This is a genomic window from Haliea sp. E1-2-M8 (assembly GCF_030649675.1).
In the GTDB taxonomy this organism is placed as follows: domain Bacteria; phylum Pseudomonadota; class Gammaproteobacteria; order Pseudomonadales; family Halieaceae; genus Haliea.
This window is the reverse complement of record NZ_JAUTDR010000025.1, coordinates 24,043-39,278: the sequence shown is the minus strand read 5'-3', so window position 1 is coordinate 39,278 and position 15,236 is coordinate 24,043. Positions and strand designations below refer to the sequence as shown.

Genomic DNA, 15,236 nt, shown 5'->3' with positions numbered 1-15,236 from the left:
ATGAGCACATCTGATCACACTCGACCTTTCCACAAGCCCATTCACTGCTGGGCGGCGGGCCTGCTGGCGGCACTGCTGGTGCTACCCGTGAGCCTGGCCCTGGGGGCTGCCGGCGAAGAAGCGGTGGAACGTGACCATGTGACGGCGCCCGACGCCCCGGCCAGCCAGAGCAATGCGCAGATGGAGGCGAAATCCGCGGGCTGCGTCACCTGCCATACGCAAACCGATGAGAAAACCATGCACGCGAACCCGGCGGTCAAGCTGGGTTGCACCGATTGCCATGGCGGCGACGCCAAGGTACGGCGCACCAGCGGCGACGGGATTGAGGATCCGGCCTACCTGGCGGTCATGGAGCAGGCCCACGTGCTGCCGCGCTACCCGGAGTCCTGGCACTACCCCTCCAGCGCCAACCCCGAGCGTACCTACACCCTGCTGAACCGGGAGAGCCCGGAGTTCACCCGCTTTGTCAATCCGTCGGACTACCGCATTGCCCGCGAGGCCTGCGGCGCCTGTCACCTGCCGATCATCGAGGCGGCGGAGCGCAGCCTGATGGCGACCTCGGCCATGCTCTGGGGCGGCGCCGCCTACAACAACGGCATCCTGCCCTACAAGCGCTATATCCTCGGCGAGGCCTACACCCGCGAAGGGGAGCCGGCGATGATCCCCGGCCCGGTGCAACCTACCGCCGAAATGACCATGGCCAGCATTCTGCCCGAGCTGTACCCGCTGCCAGCCTGGGAGACCATCAAGCCCGGGGATATCTTCCGCGTGTTCGAGCGCGGCGGCCGCAATATCACCAACCTGTTCCCGGAGACCGGCCTGCCCAATGCCCTGGGCCAGCTGCAGCGGCTCGAGGAACCCGGCCGGCCCGATTTCCGCCAGTCCAACCGCGGCCCCGGTACCGGTGCGCGGATCTCGGTGCCGGTGATCAACATCACCAAGACCCGCCTGAATGACCCCCACACCTGGTTTCTCGGCACCAATGACCAGCCCGGGGACTACCGCCAGTCGGGCTGCGCCGCCTGCCACGTGATCTACGCCAACGATCGTGACCCGCGCCACTCCGGCCAGTACGCCGAGTTTGGTCATACCGGCAAATCCCGGACCGTGGACCCGACCATCCCCAAGGATCGCAAGGGGCACCCGCTGAAGCACGCCTTCACCCGTGCCATCCCCACCGCCCAGTGCATGTCCTGCCACATGCACCAGCCCAATATGTTCGTCAACAGCTTCCTCGGCTACACCATGTGGGACTACGAGTCCGACGCGCCGTCCATGTGGCCGGAGGAGCAGGTGTACCCGACCCATGAAGAGCAGGTCTCGGTGCTGGAACGCAACCCGGAGGGCGCCGCACCGCGGGGCAAGTGGGCGGACGTGGACTTTCTGGAAAAGGTGTCCGAGCTGAACCCGACCCTGACCGACACCCAGTTTGCCGACTATCACGGCCACGGCTGGAACTTCCGCGCCGTGTTCAAGCGGGACCGCACCGGCAACCTGCTGGATGCGGAGGGGGACGTGGTCGAGGACACCGATCCTGACAAGTTCCAGAAAGCCGTGCACATGTCCTCCATTCACCTGGACAAGGGCATGCACTGCGTCGACTGCCACTTTGCCCAGGACAACCACGGCAACGGCCACATCTACGGTGAAGTGGCCGCCGCGGTGGAGATCGACTGCAAGGATTGCCACGGCTCCGCCACGGCCTATCCCAACCTGTTCACTTCCGGCCCCGCCGCCCTCGATGGCGGCACCGACCTCGGCGCCATCCGCAATCCGGACGGGCGCCTGCGCTTCGAGTGGAACGGCAACACCCTAGTCCAGCGCTCGGTGCTCGACCCCGACCTGGAGTGGGAGATGAGCCTGGTGAAGGATACGGTGGACCCGGCCCACACCGGCTACAACGAGAAAGCTGCCCGGGCCAAGCTGATGAGCAGGGACACGGCGGAGCAGGATTTCGGCCTGGATGTCGACAGCGACAACCTGGCCCACAGCAACGAGGACATGGAGTGCTATACCTGCCACACCTCCTGGACTACCAGCTGCGCCGGCTGCCACCTGCCGATCGAGGCCAACTACAAGACCGAGCGCAAGCACTACGAGGGTGGCTACTCGCGCAACTGGGCCACCTACAACCCGCAGGTGTCCAGGGACCAGATGTTCCTGCTGGGTCGCCGCGAGGCCGCCAAGGGCGGCAAGATCGCGCCGGTGCGCTCCACCTCGGCGCTGGTGCTGTCCTCCACCAACGCCAACCGCGAGAAGATCTACATCCAGCAGCCGCCCATCGCCGCCAGTGGCTACAGCTCCCAGGCCTTCAACCCGCACTTCGCCCACACCGTGCGCAAGACCGAGACCAAGGACTGCGAGGACTGCCACCTGTCGAAGAACAACGACAACAACGCGATCATGGCGCAGCTGCTGATGTACGGCACCGGCTTCGTCAACCTGGTGGGTTACTACGCCTGGGTCGGCGGGGAAGAGCACGTCACCGGGGTGCAGGTGACCGAGTGGGATGAGCCCCAGGCGGTCATAGGCTCCTACCTGCACCGCTACGCCTACCCGGACTGGTTTGCCGAGCATCAGGGCAATGACCGGCAACTGCTGCACGGCTATCCGCACAGCACCGGCCCGGCGTCCTGTGTCCAGCATCGCGGCGAGTACCTGTTTGTCGCCGAGGGCGACAGGGGCATGCGCGTATACGACATCGCCGGCATCGCCAACAAGGGTATTTCCCAGCGGGTCATCACCGCGCCCTTCAGCGCCCTGGGCCACGACACCCGCATCCCCAGCAGCAACGCGACCTGTGTGGTGCTGCCGACCAACCAGCCCATCCACCCCGATCGCAACGAGGGTGAGCTGATGCGGGATGTCAACCTGGAGCAGCCCTTCCATCCGATCTACAACTACGTGCTGATCACCGATACCGAGGAGGGCCTGATACTCACCGACGTCAACACCCTGTCCGACGGCGAGCCGCGCAACAACTTCCTGGAACGCGACCTCACCTGGAACGAGAACGGCGTGCTCGACGGCGCCCGGCACATGGTGCTGGGGGGCTACTACGCCTATATCGTCGCCGACGCAGGCCTGGTGGTGGTGAACCTGGACCAGCCCCTGCAGCCGCGGCTGGTGGATGTCGTCCCGCTGCACCGCGGTCACTCCGTGGCCCTGCAGTTCCGCTACCTGTTCGTCACCGATGCCGACGGCCTCAAGACCATCGACGTCACCAACCCCGAGGCGCCGGTACTGGTCGCGGACAACACCATTCCCCTGGATCAGGCGCGGCGCCTGCACCTGGCGCGCACCTATGCCTATGTCGCGGCGGGCCGCGAGGGCATGGCCATTGTCGATATCACGCGGCCCGACCGGATACGCCTGCTGCAGACCTTCAGTGAGGGCCTGGTCGACGCCCATGACGTGGCGGTCGGCGCCACCAACGCCTCGCTGTTCGCCTATGTCGCGGATGGTGCCGGCGGGCTCAAGGTTGTCCAGCTGTTCTCGCCGTCGAGCCAGCCCAAGTTCTACGGTTTCTCGCCGCAGCCCGCGCCGCAGTTGATCGCCAGCTACCCGACCAGTTCTCCGGCGCTGTCCCTGAGCCGGGGCCTGGAGCGCGATCGCGGCGTGGACGAAACCGGTGGCCAGGTGGCAGTATTCGGCCGTATTGGCGCGCGGCCGCTGAACCTGGACGAAATGCGCAAACTCTTCACTGACAAAGATGGCAAGCCATGGTTCGTAGAAAACTGACCGCACTGGCGCTGCTGCTGGGTATTGCCGCAGGCACTGCCCACGCCCAGCCGTTGCCGGAGGAGGGCGCCGACATCCACCAGGGTGTCGCCAGCTGTGCCACCAGTGTCTGTCACGGCAAGGTGAGTGCCGATCCGGAATCCAATGTCTGGCTCAATGAGTACCGGGTCTGGCTGCGCCAGGATTACCACTCCCGGGCCTACCGAACCCTGCAGACTGCCCAGTCCCAGGCCATCGCCGACAAACTCGGCCTGCCCAGCGCCCAGGGGGCGAAAATCTGCCTGGACTGCCACGCGGACAACGTGCCCGCCGACAGCCGCGGCCGCCGCTTCCAGATTTCCGACGGCGTCGGCTGCGAGGCCTGTCACGGCGGCGGCGGACGCTGGCTGGAGTCCCATGCCGAGACCACCACCAGCCACGCCGACAACATCGCCCAGGGGATGTACCCCACCGAGGACCCGATGGCCCGGGCGCGGCTGTGCCTGTCCTGCCACCTGGGAACCAGGGACAAGTTTGCCACCCACGAGATCATGGGCGCCGGCCACCCGCGGCTGGCCTTCGAGCTGGAGACCTTCACCGTCAACCAGCCCGCCCACTATGAGGCGGACGCGGACTACCGTGAGCGCAAGCCCTACATCGCCTCGGTCAACATGTGGCTGGCGGGGCTCGCGGTCACCGGCATGCACACCCTGGAGCTGCTGCAGGAAGAATGGTTCACACAGCCCAGCCTGGTGCCCGAGCTGTCGTTCTTCCAGTGCCACGCGTGCCACCATCCCATGGATGACCTGCGCTGGTCGCAGGAGCCCGACCGGCTGCCGCCGGGAACCGCGCGACTCAATGACGCCAGCCTGGTGCTGTTGCTGGCGGTGCTGGAAACTCTCTCCCCGGGCGACGTTGCGGGCCTGCGCAGTGATCTCAATGCCCTGCACCAGGCCTCGCTGCAGTCCCGGGAGCGGGTGGTGAGCGCTGCCCGCGCCCTGCACGCGCGTCTGGAGCCGCTGGTGGATCAACTCAGCAAGGGCGAGTACGGTCCAGAGCAGCAGCGGCAACTGCGCCGGGAATTGCTGGCCCAGTCTGCCGCCGAGCGCTTCCGCCATTTCACCGCCGCCGAGCAGGCGTTCCTGGCGGTCGAGACCCTGTCCCTGTCGCTGGGTGATGCGGAACGGCTGAAGCCACGTCTCGATGCCCTGTATGCTTCAGTGGAGGATGAAAATCGCTTTGTACCGCAGCAGTTCGCGGTACTGGCAAGGCAGTTGATGGGAGCCCTATGAAGCAACAGGCGGATGCCCGCTGGCTGACTTGCGGCGCTACCGACGTCGGTCGGCGCGAGCACAACGAAGACGCATTCTTTGTCGACGATGCGCTGGGTCTGATGGTGGTGGCTGACGGTGTCGGCGGCCATCAGGCAGGTGAGGTCGCCAGCCTGGTAACCTGCGAGGTACTGGCGCGGGATGTGCACGGCATTGGCGATCTCGAGGGCGCCATTCGCAGCGCCAATCTGGAGGTGCGCGACGCGGTCGCCGCCGGCCGCGGCAAGGCGGGCATGGCTACCACCGTGGTCGCGGCCCAATTCGACGGGCCACGCTATGAACTGGCCTGGGTAGGTGACAGCCGCGCCTACCTCTGGGACGGGCAGCTGAAATTGCTGACCCGCGACCACTCCTATGTGGAAGCACTGCTGGAGAAGGGGCAGATCACCTTCGCCGAGGCGCGCCACCACCCGCGCAAGAATGTCATCGTGCAGGCGATTGGTCTGCAGGACGAGGACAAGCTGCGGGTTGGCAGCAACAGGGGCCAGCTCCAGGCGGATGATATTCTGGTCCTCTGTAGCGACGGCCTCAGCGACGTCATTGACTGTGACCGCCTGGCGGCAATCCTGGCTCAGGACCAGCCCCTGGAGCAGCGCTGTCAGCAACTGGTGCAGACGGCGGTGAGCAACGGTGGCCGCGACAACGTCACGGTTGTTCTGGTGCAGTGGGCCGGCAACGGGTCTCAGCCTGAACCCGAGGCCGGGGACGACACGGCTATGGAGCCCAACGTGGTCTGGCGGTATGATCCCGCCACCGGCGATTACCATGGTCTGCCGGAGCTGGTGCAGCCAGGTTTGCCGGTGGCGGATGATGCGCCAGCCGCCGCGGCGCCGGCACCGAGGAGGGCGCGGGTCGCCCCCAGGGCGCCCGAGGCCACCCAGATGATGTCGGCAGATGAAATGTCCGAGCTGCGTCGGGTCGCGCTGGAACTGCCAGCGAAAAAACGGCGCCGGCGCATTTTGACTCTGGCGCTGATTGCCCTGCTGGCGGTGTCCGCCGCAGCGGCATGGTTTGTATTCGGTCCCTTTGTCGGGGCCTGGGGGAGTTAGGTATGACGGCTGAATTCACTGCCACACTGGTGGCGCAGGACGGCACGGAGCACGCCCTGGCGGGTGAAATGCGGGTCGGGCGCACCGACGATTGCGAGATTACAATTGCAGACCCTCGGGTATCCCGCAACCACGCGGTGCTGCGGGTCGAGGATAACAAGCTGCTGCTTGAGGACATGGGCTCCGCCAATGGCACCCTGGTCAACGGGCTGCGCCTGGTCGGGTCGGTAGAACTCAAGCACAGCGACGATATCCAGTTCGACAAATACAAATTCCGGGTTGTGGTGGAAGGGGCGGCACCGGCAGCGGCTGACGGCGACGCCACAGTGGTTGCCCCGCTGGGCGATGACGCTACCGTGGTCACGCCGCTTGCAGCCGAAGCTGCGCCACCGCCCGCTCCAGCACCCGCCCCCGAGCCCGCACCGGCTCCTGCTGCGGCTCCCGCCCCAGAGCCGCCGCCCAGGCCCGCGTCGGTTAGTCCCGATCTTCCGGGAAGCTGGACTGAGGGCGGCACCGGCGAGCACACCCAGTTCCTGTCCATGGATTCTGTGGCAGAGACGGCTGCGGCGGATGTGGGGCGCTCCTCCGATCTGCCTCATCTTATTGTTGTGCGCGACGGCGCGGCGGCGGATGTCATGGAGCTGGAGCCGGGTGCGAGCGGCGACCCGGACGTGTGGGAAATCGGCCGCGAGGACAGCTGCGAGATCATGCTCGACGAGCCCAGTGTCTCCGCCCGCCACGCCCAGCTGATCCACCAGGGCGGTCGCTGGCGCCTGGTCAACCTGGTGTCTGCCAACGGCATCTTCGTGAATGGGGAAAAACGCCTGACCGCCTATCTCGGCGACGGCGACCAGATACGCCTGGGCAACGTCAACCTGGTGTTCCGGGGCAGCGCCAACGCGCCGGCCTCCGGCAGCGCACCCGCCAAGGGCGGCAACAGCGCCGCGGGTGGTGCCAAAGCCAGTGCTGCCAAGGCGAGCGGTTCCAGGCTGCCGCTGCTCATTGGCGCAGTGGTGGTGATCGCTGCCGCCGCTGCCTACTTCCTGCTGTAGACGCTTGGCGGTGGCCGGGGGCGCGAAGCGCGCCCGTCGCTATTCCAGCCGCTTCATCTCCGCGTCGAGGACATCCGGGTTGTCCATGTGGGCCTGCAACAGGGCCAGCAGGGGCGCGATATTTTCCCGGTCCACGTGTTCGACGGTAAACCCGAGGCGTTTGTTGTCGACACTCTGCAGCCAGGCGTGCAGTTCCAGCGGCTCCGGCGCGCCGGTGTCGATCAGCAGGGTGAAGGGTTCGTTGTACTGGGCGTCCCAGACATCGGGCTGATCGGTGGCGGCGCCGCCCAGGGAAATATCGACCAGGCGCTGGTGCCAGACACTGCCACCCTGCTGCACTTCCACCGGCAGGTCGATGCGGACATGGGTGAAATCCTGATGTTCGCTGCGGGATTCGGGCATCGGTTTACTCTTTCGGTTATTCCACAGTGCATAATAGCGCCGCCCCGCTGCCAATTCCATGTGGGAGCCCGGGAGCCCGCTCCGCTACTTGTGGGAGCCCGCTCCGCTACTTGTGGGAGCCCGCTCCGCGGGCGAAAACCCATCGCGCGGAGACCGCGCTCCTACGGGTGAAAATTGCCAATTCCACGTGGGAGCCCGCTCCGCGGGCGAAAACCCATCGCGCGGGGACCGCGCTCCTACGGGCGAAAATTGCCAATTCCACGTGGGAGCCCGCTCCGCGGGCGAAAACCCATCGCGCGGAGACCGCGCTCCTACGGGTGAAAATTGCCAATTCCACGTGGGAGCCCGCTCCGCGGGCGAAAACCCATCGCGCGGGGACCGCGCTCCTACGGGCGAAAATTGCCAATTCCACGTGGGAGCCCGCTCCGCGGGCGAAAACCCATCGCGCGGAGACCGCGCTCCTACGGGTGAAAATTGCCAATTCCACGTGGGAGCCCGCTCCGCGGGCGAAAACCCATCGCGCGGGGACCGCGCTCCTACGGGCGAAAATTGCCAATTCCACGTGGGAGCCCGCTCCGCGGGCGAAAACCCATCGCGCGGAGACCGCGCTCCTACGGGTGAAAATTGCCAATTCCACGTGGGAGCCCGCTCCGCGGGCGAAAACCCATCGCGCGGGGACCGCGCTCCTACAGTTTTGCCTTCAGGTTTTCAGCTTGCGGTATTTCACCCGGTGGGGCTGGGCCGCCGCCGCGCCGAGGCGTGCCTTGCGGTCTTCCTCGTAGTCGCTGAAGTTGCCCTCGTGGAAGACCACGCTGCCGTCATCTTCATAGGCGAGGATATGGGTGGCGATGCGGTCCAGGAACCATCGATCGTGGGAGATGACCATGGCGCTGCCCGGGAAAGTCAGCAGGGCCTCTTCCAGCGCGCGCAGGGTTTCCACGTCCAGGTCATTGGTCGGCTCGTCCAGCAGCAGCACATTGGCGCCCTGCTGCAGCAATTTGGCCAGGTGCAGGCGGTTGCGCTCGCCGCCGGACAGGTCCTTGACGAACTTCTGCTGGTCCGAGCCCTTGAAGTTGAAGCGCCCGACATAGGAGCGCGAGTTCACCTCATAGTTGCCGATGCGGAGGATATCGTGGCCGCCGGAGACTTCTTCCCAGACCGTCTTGCTGCCATCCAGGTCATCCCGGGACTGGTCCACGTAGCCCAGCTGCACGGTTTCGCCGACCACTACCTCACCACCATCGGCCTGCTCTTTCCCCATCAGGATCTTGAACAGGGTGGACTTGCCCATGCCGTTGGCGCCAATGATGCCGACAATGCTGCCCTTGGGCACGGTGAAGCTGACATTGTCGAACAGCAGCCGGTCGCCAAAGGTCTTTTTCAGGTTGTGCACCTCGATGACCTTGTCCCCCAGCCGCGGCCCCGGCGGAATGTAGATCTCGTTGGTCTCGTTGCGGGCCTGGAATTCCTGCGACTGCAGCTCGTCAAAGCGCTGCAGGCGGGCCTTGCTCTTGGCCTGGCGGCCCTTGGGATTGCTGCGCACCCACTCCAGTTCCGACTTGATCGCCTTCTGGTGCGAAGCCTCCGAGCGCTTTTCCTGTTCCAGGCGCGCTTCCTTGGCCTCCAGCCAGTCCGAGTAGTTGCCCTCGTAGGGAATGCCGCGGCCCCGATCCAGTTCCAGGATCCAGCCGGCAGCGTTGTCGAGGAAGTAGCGGTCGTGGGTGATCGCCACCACCGTACCCGGGAAATCGTGCAGGAAGGTCTCCAGCCAGGCCACGCTTTCCGCGTCCAGGTGGTTGGTGGGCTCGTCCAGCAACAGCATGTCCGGCGCCGACAGCAGCAGCCGGCACAGCGCCACCCGGCGCAGCTCGCCCCCGGACAGGGTATTCACGTCCGCTTCCCAGGGCGGCAGCCGCAGCGCATCCGCCGCCACTTCCAGCTTGTGCTCCAGGTTGTGGGCGTCCGTGGCCTGGATAACGTCCTCCAGCCGCGCCTGCTCCTTGGCCAGGGCGTCAAAGTCCGCATCCGGCTCGGCATAGGCGGCATAGACCTGGTCCAGCCCCGCCAGCGCATCAATCGCGTCCTGCAGCCCCTCCTCGACATTGCCGCGCACATCCTTGTCCGGATTCAGCTGCGGCTCCTGCGGCAGGTAGCCGATCTTGATCCCCGGCTGCGGCCGCGCCTCGCCGAGGATGTCGGTGTCAATTCCCGCCATGATCCGCAGCAGGGTGGACTTGCCCGAGCCGTTCAGCCCCAGCACGCCGATCTTGGCGCCGGGGAAAAACGACAGGGAGATGTCCTCGAGGATTTTCTTCTTCGGCGGCACGACCTTGCCGACGCGGTTCATGGTGTAGACGTACTGTGCCATTAGGAATTCGTGTCCGTGGTGGTGAAAATGTGGGCGGATTCTAGCAGGAATACCGCTGAGCTTCAGCGGCTGCTGTTCCCCCAGTTCCTCCGGTTGACTTCGATCGGCGGCTTTGAACGGGGGCTTCTTTCGAGTTCCGGTGGCAGTCCCTGAAGCCCTCCCGGGACCCGCTCTAGCCACACCCGATAAAGCGGGGTGGGCTCTCCATGGTCGCTTGTGCCTCGACATCCATGTCTCGGACAGTCCCGGGAGGGCTTCAGGGACTGGCACCTCCCTGGGAACGATCTGGCTTCAGGATCTTTTTCGGCGGTGGAAATGCAGACTCCGATGGGGAGCTTGCAGCGAGGACATTGTGTTGGCACCTCGGAGCGGTACGAAGGAGTTCACGGCAAGCCGTGGTCGGCGGGTGTTGACGGGTAAGCAGCCATTCGCTGGCAGGGAGGGTGGGGACGCGGTTAGGGCCTGTCAGGACTGTCCGAGACAGGAAGTCGAGGCACAAGCGACCATGGAAGGCTTGAGCGGGTCCTGACAGGCCCTAACCGCGGCCGCGCCCGCGCCTCGACCGAAGCACCGTAAAAGTCCACGGCCCTGGCGGCGCCCCGATCGAAGCACCAACGGCACCGGCATCCCGTCAAATCGCTATCGGCGCCGAACTCAAATCATCCGGATCCAGCTCCGAAGCATCCGGCTCATGGGACTCGTGGAACTCGTCCACCTCCCAGTTGGCCTTGGACCCGATCTCCGCGAGATGGAACAGGGCATCGCCCTCGTAGGCCAGCGGCAGATTGGTGCGCCCGACGACGATGCCGTGGCTGTCGGCGATGACATCGGTTTCGCTGGTGCCCATCGGGTCGGCGATCAAGGCAATGGTCTGGTCCTTGTAGACCTCCGCCCCCAGCGGCACCAGCACCCGCAGGATGCCGCTTTCCGGGGCGCGGATCCAGTGGGTGTTGCGGCTGATGATCGGGGGTTTCACCCGGGCGCGGCTGCGGCGCAGCATGCCGATATGGCGCATCACGTTGAGCACGCCCTTGACCCCGGCGCGGATGTAGATCTCGTCGAAGCGCAGGGCCTCGCAGGACTCGTACAACAGCACCGGCACCCCGAGGTCGCCGGCAGCCTGGCGCAGGGAACCGTCGCGGAGCTTGGCGTCGATGGCGATGGGGGCGCCGAAGGCCTCGGTCATTCCCAGCACCTGCGGGTCTTCCAGGTTGGCGCGGATCTGGGGGAAGTTGCTGCGATGGCGGGCGCCGGTGTGCAGGTCGATACCGTGGCTGCACTTGACCACAACTTCCTGCAGGAACGTGTGCGCGATGCGCCCGGTGAGGGAGCCGCGGGTGGAGCCGGGGAAGGAGCGGTTGAGGTCGCGGCCGTCGGGCAGGTAGCGGGTGTGGTTGATGAAGCCGTAGATATTGACGATGGGAATGGCGATCACGGTACCGCGGATGCGCTCCAGGTGCGGGTCCTTGAGCAGGCGGCGGATGATCTCCACGCCGTTGATCTCATCGCCGTGGATCGCCGCGCACACAAAAATGATCGGGCCCGGGCGCTTGCCGCGCACCACCTGGAGGCTGATGGACAGGTTGTCATGGGTGTAGGTGGGGGCGACGGGGATGTCGATCACCTTGCGTTCGCCGGGCAGGATTTCCTGGCCCCCAATCACGAGCTTCTTGCTGTTTGCCTGCTTTGGAGTATCGGTATCGCTCAACGTGCTTGCTTGCCCAGCAGGTAGGAGCGCCCCGGATCGACCAGGCAACGGCCGCGCATGGCGGTGCGGCCCAGCAGCATCCGGAAACGCATGGTTTCGCGGTCGGTGAGGGTCATTTCCGCCTCAAAGCTCTCGCTGCCCAGGGCGACGGTGGTGTTGATGACATACCGGGTTTCCCGATGGCCGCCGGAGTCTGTGACCTGGCGCTGGTCCAGCACCCGGGCTTCGCAGTCCACTGCCCGGGTGGTGTTGCCCTGTTGCGGGTGGATGCCGAAGCGGACCCAGGGCTCGCCGTCGCGCTCGAAGGGTTCAACGTAGAAGGCGTGCAGGGCACTGGTGCGGGCGCCGGTGTCCACCTTGGCCTTGATCCGGTCAATGCCGAGGTCGGGCAGGCCCAACCATTCCCGCCAGCCCAGGGTTATTTCCGTACTCATGCCGCCGCCACCAGGGAGCGGCCGCGGCCGATGCCGTAGTACTCGATGCCCAATTCCTCCATCTGCGCCGGGTTGTACAGGTTGCGGCCATCAAAAATCAGCGGCTGACTGAGTTCGCGCTTGATCAGCTCGAAATCCGGTGACCAGAAGGCCTTCCACTCGGTGCAGATGACCAGGGCGTCGGCGCCCTCGAGGGCGTCTTCCTTGTGCTCGCAAAGAATCAGGTCGTCGCGCTCGCCGTAGATTTCCCGGCAGGCTGCCATGGCCTGGGGGTCAAACGCCCGCACCTTGCCGCCGTAGGACCAGATGCCCTCCAGCAGATAGCGGCTGGGCGCCTCACGCATGTCGTCGGTGTTGGGTTTGAAGGACAGGCCCCAGACGGCGATGGTCTTGCCGGACAGGTCGGAGCCCAGCCGCGCCATGACCCGCTCCGCCAGCTTGTTCTTTTGCCGCTGGTTGGTGTCGTGTACCGAGGTGAGGATGTTGGCGCGGTGGCCGTGCTGCTCGGCCAGGTGCTTGAGCGCACGCACGTCCTTGGGGAAGCAGGAGCCGCCGTAGCCGCAGCCGGGGTAGATGAAGTGGTAGCCGATGCGCGGGTCCGCGCCCATGCCCCGGCGCACCAGCTCGATGTCCGCGCGTACCGCCTCGGCGATGGTGGCCATCTCGTTCATGAAGCTGATTTTGGTGGCGAGCATGGCGTTGGCCGCGAGCTTGGTCATTTCTGCGCTGCGCGGATCCATGTGCATGATTTTTTCGTGGTTACGGTTGAACGCCTGGTACATGCGCCGCAACTCTTCCAGCACTTTGCCGGAGTCGGTGCCGATGATGATGCGGTCGGGGCTCTGGCAGTCCGCCACCGCGGAGCCTTCCTTGAGGAACTCCGGGTTGGAGGCGACTTCGATGGGGATGTTGCGACCCTGGGACTCAAGTGCATCGGCAATGTGCTGGCGTACCTTGTCGGCGGTACCCACGGGCACCGTGGACTTGGTAATCACCACCTTGCGGCTGGTCATGTAGCGGGCAATGGACGTCGCCACCTGCAATACATAGCTCATGTCGGCCGAGCCATCGCTGCCGGCGGGGGTGCCGACGCAAATGAACAGATAGTCACTGGCCTGCACCGCCGCCTTGGTATCCGTGGTGAAAGACAGCAGGCCGCTGGCGATGCCGTTGCGGATAAGCTGGGACAGGCCGGGTTCAAAGAAGGGGACATCGCCGTCCCGCAGGCGGTCAACGCGGGCGGCGTCGATATCCATGCAGATGACCCGGTGGCCTACATCCGCAAAAATCGCGGCCTGTACCAGGCCCACGTAGCCGCTGCCGAAAATGCTGATATTCATGGCTTGTCAGGGATTCCTGTGTCGCTGTGGCAAGATTTAGCAGCTTACTGTATGTCACAAAGATGACAGAAATAATACAGGATTGGGGCGGCTGTGGCCCGCTACTTATATGGCGGGGTGAATTTGGGTAAAATGCAGCGCTTTATCCAGCCGGGCGTTCCTGCCCGCCGCCAGCCAGGGGATACCGATGTTTGACCAGAGCATGACCATTGCAGGCTTCGACGACGAGATCTATACCGCCATCAAGGAGGAAGAGCGTCGCCAGGAAGAACATATCGAGCTTATCGCCTCGGAGAACTATGCCAGCCCCCGGGTCATGGAGGCCCAGGGCACGGTGCTTACCAACAAATACGCGGAAGGCTACCCCGGCAAACGCTATTACGGCGGCTGCGAGTTCGTCGACAAGGCCGAGCAGCTGGCTATCGACCGGGTCAAGGCCCTGTTCGGCGCGGACTATGCCAACGTCCAGCCCCACTCCGGGTCCCAGGCCAACTCCGCGGTCTACCAGGCCCTGTGCAACGCCGGCGACACCGTGCTGGGCATGAGCCTGGCGGACGGCGGCCACCTGACCCACGGCGCCAAGCCCAACTTTTCCGGCAAGATGTATAACGCCATCCAGTACGGCCTGAAGGCGGACACCGGCGAAGTCGACTACGACCAGGTGGAAGCGCTGGCCCTGGAGCACAAGCCGAAAATGATCGTGGCCGGCTTTTCTGCCTATTCCCGGGTCATGGACTGGGCCCGCTTCCGCACCATTGCCGACCAGGTGGGCGCCTACCTGCTGGTGGACATGGCCCACGTGGCCGGCCTGGTGGCGGCGGGGGTCTATCCCAATCCGGTGCCCCACGCGGATGTGGTGACCTCCACCACCCACAAGACCCTGCGCGGCCCCCGCGGTGGCATCATCCTGGCCCGCGCCAATGAGGCGCTGGAGAAGAAGTTCCAGTCCGCGGTGTTCCCGGGCGGCCAGGGCGGCCCGTTGATGCACGTGATCGCCGCCAAGGCGGTGAGCTTCAAGGAGGCCGCCAGCCCCGAATTCGTGGACTACCAGAAGCAGGTGGTCGCCAACGCCCGGGCCATGGCCAAAACCTTCATCGAGCGCGGCATCAATATTGTCTCCGGCGGCACCGACAACCACCTGATGCTGGTGGACCTGATCGGCAAGCCCTATACCGGCAAGGATGCGGACGAGGCCCTGGGCCTGGCCAACATCACCGTGAACAAGAACGCGGTCCCCAACGACCCGCGCTCGCCCTTCATTACCTCGGGCCTGCGGGTCGGCACCCCGGCCATCACCACCCGCGGCTTCGGCGAGGCCGAAACCGTCGAGCTGGCGGGCTGGATGTGCGACGTGCTGGAAGCCCTGGAGCAGGGCAATGCCGACACGGCGATCGCCGAGGTAAAGGGCAAGGTGCTGGAGATCTGCAAGCGGTTCCCGGTTTACCGCTGAGCTGATCGCTGTGGGATTGCACTCCGTGCGCGATCGCCCGCGGAGCGGGCTCCTACAGGTTCGGGTTGGGTAGGTGTGGGAGCGCACTCCGTGCGCGATCGCCCGCGGAGCGGGCTCCTACGGGATCTGGTTGGGTAGGTGTGGGAGCGCACTCCGTGCGCGATCGCCCGCCGTGCGCGATCGCCCGCCGTGCGCGATCGCCCGCAGAGCGGGCTCCTACAGGTTCGGGTTACATGTAGGAGCGCAGTCTCTGCGCGATCGCCCGCGGAGCGGGCTCCTACAGGTTCGGGTTGGGTCGGTGTGGGCGCGCACGCCGGGCGCGCTCGCCCGCCGTGCGCGAGCGCCCGCCGTGCGCGAGCGCCCGCCGTGCGCGAGCGCCCGC

The 15,236-nt window shown here is 65.6% G+C and carries 10 protein-coding genes; 5 read left to right on the top strand and 5 right to left on the bottom strand.

Going from position 1 to position 15,236, the window contains the following annotated elements:
* The 4 genes from Q6D67_RS17555 to Q6D67_RS17540 are packed head-to-tail and all read left to right on the top strand — an operon-like array spanning position 1 to position 7,152.
* Positions 1-3,741 (top strand): hypothetical protein, encoded by a 3,741-nt coding sequence (locus Q6D67_RS17555; protein ID WP_304706974.1) that lies wholly within the window; start codon positions 1-3, stop codon positions 3,739-3,741.
* Positions 3,723-5,012, top strand: coding sequence for a multiheme c-type cytochrome (locus Q6D67_RS17550; RefSeq protein ID WP_304706973.1), 1,290 nt, complete (start codon positions 3,723-3,725; stop codon positions 5,010-5,012). The genes Q6D67_RS17555 and Q6D67_RS17550 overlap by 19 nt, the downstream gene beginning before the upstream one ends.
* A complete protein-coding gene (locus Q6D67_RS17545; protein WP_304706972.1) occupies positions 5,009-6,100 on the top strand; it encodes a PP2C family serine/threonine-protein phosphatase in 1,092 nt (363 codons plus the stop codon). The genes Q6D67_RS17550 and Q6D67_RS17545 overlap by 4 nt, the downstream gene beginning before the upstream one ends.
* A gap of 2 nt (positions 6,101-6,102) precedes the next feature.
* Positions 6,103-7,152 carry an FHA domain-containing protein gene (locus tag Q6D67_RS17540; protein ID WP_304706971.1) on the top strand — a complete coding sequence of 350 codons (1,050 nt, stop codon included), beginning with the start codon at positions 6,103-6,105 and terminating at the stop codon, positions 7,150-7,152.
* Between the two features lie 39 nt (positions 7,153-7,191).
* Here the strand turns inward: Q6D67_RS17540 and Q6D67_RS17535 are convergent, their stop codons facing one another.
* The 5 genes from Q6D67_RS17535 to Q6D67_RS17515 all read right to left on the bottom strand — a co-directional run bounded on the left by Q6D67_RS17535 (position 7,192) and on the right by Q6D67_RS17515 (position 13,404).
* Positions 7,192-7,554, bottom strand: coding sequence for a PilZ domain-containing protein (locus Q6D67_RS17535; protein WP_304706970.1), 363 nt, complete (start codon positions 7,552-7,554; stop codon positions 7,192-7,194).
* 700 nt (positions 7,555-8,254) lie between these two features.
* Positions 8,255-9,922 carry an energy-dependent translational throttle protein EttA gene (gene ettA / locus Q6D67_RS17530; protein WP_304706969.1) on the bottom strand — a complete coding sequence of 556 codons (1,668 nt, stop codon included), beginning with the start codon at positions 9,920-9,922 and terminating at the stop codon, positions 8,255-8,257.
* A gap of 631 nt (positions 9,923-10,553) precedes the next feature.
* Entirely contained in the window at positions 10,554-11,630 is a 1,077-nt protein-coding gene (locus Q6D67_RS17525) for a succinylglutamate desuccinylase/aspartoacylase family protein (protein WP_304706968.1), read from the bottom strand.
* The gene (locus Q6D67_RS17520; protein WP_304706967.1) at positions 11,627-12,064 is read right to left on the bottom strand and encodes an ATP-dependent zinc protease; all 438 of its coding nucleotides are present in this window, start codon (positions 12,062-12,064) and stop codon (positions 11,627-11,629) included. The genes Q6D67_RS17525 and Q6D67_RS17520 overlap by 4 nt, the downstream gene beginning before the upstream one ends.
* Positions 12,061-13,404: a UDP-glucose/GDP-mannose dehydrogenase family protein gene (locus tag Q6D67_RS17515; RefSeq protein WP_304706966.1), complete on the bottom strand. Its 1,344-nt coding sequence runs from the start codon at positions 13,402-13,404 to the stop codon at positions 12,061-12,063. Before Q6D67_RS17515 ends, Q6D67_RS17520 begins: the two co-directional genes overlap by 4 nt.
* A gap of 187 nt (positions 13,405-13,591) precedes the next feature.
* On the opposite strand from Q6D67_RS17515, the gene glyA reads away from it, so the two are divergent.
* Positions 13,592-14,854: a serine hydroxymethyltransferase gene (glyA, locus tag Q6D67_RS17510; protein ID WP_304706965.1), complete on the top strand. Its 1,263-nt coding sequence runs from the start codon at positions 13,592-13,594 to the stop codon at positions 14,852-14,854.
* The last annotated feature ends 382 nt before the right edge of the window (positions 14,855-15,236 follow it).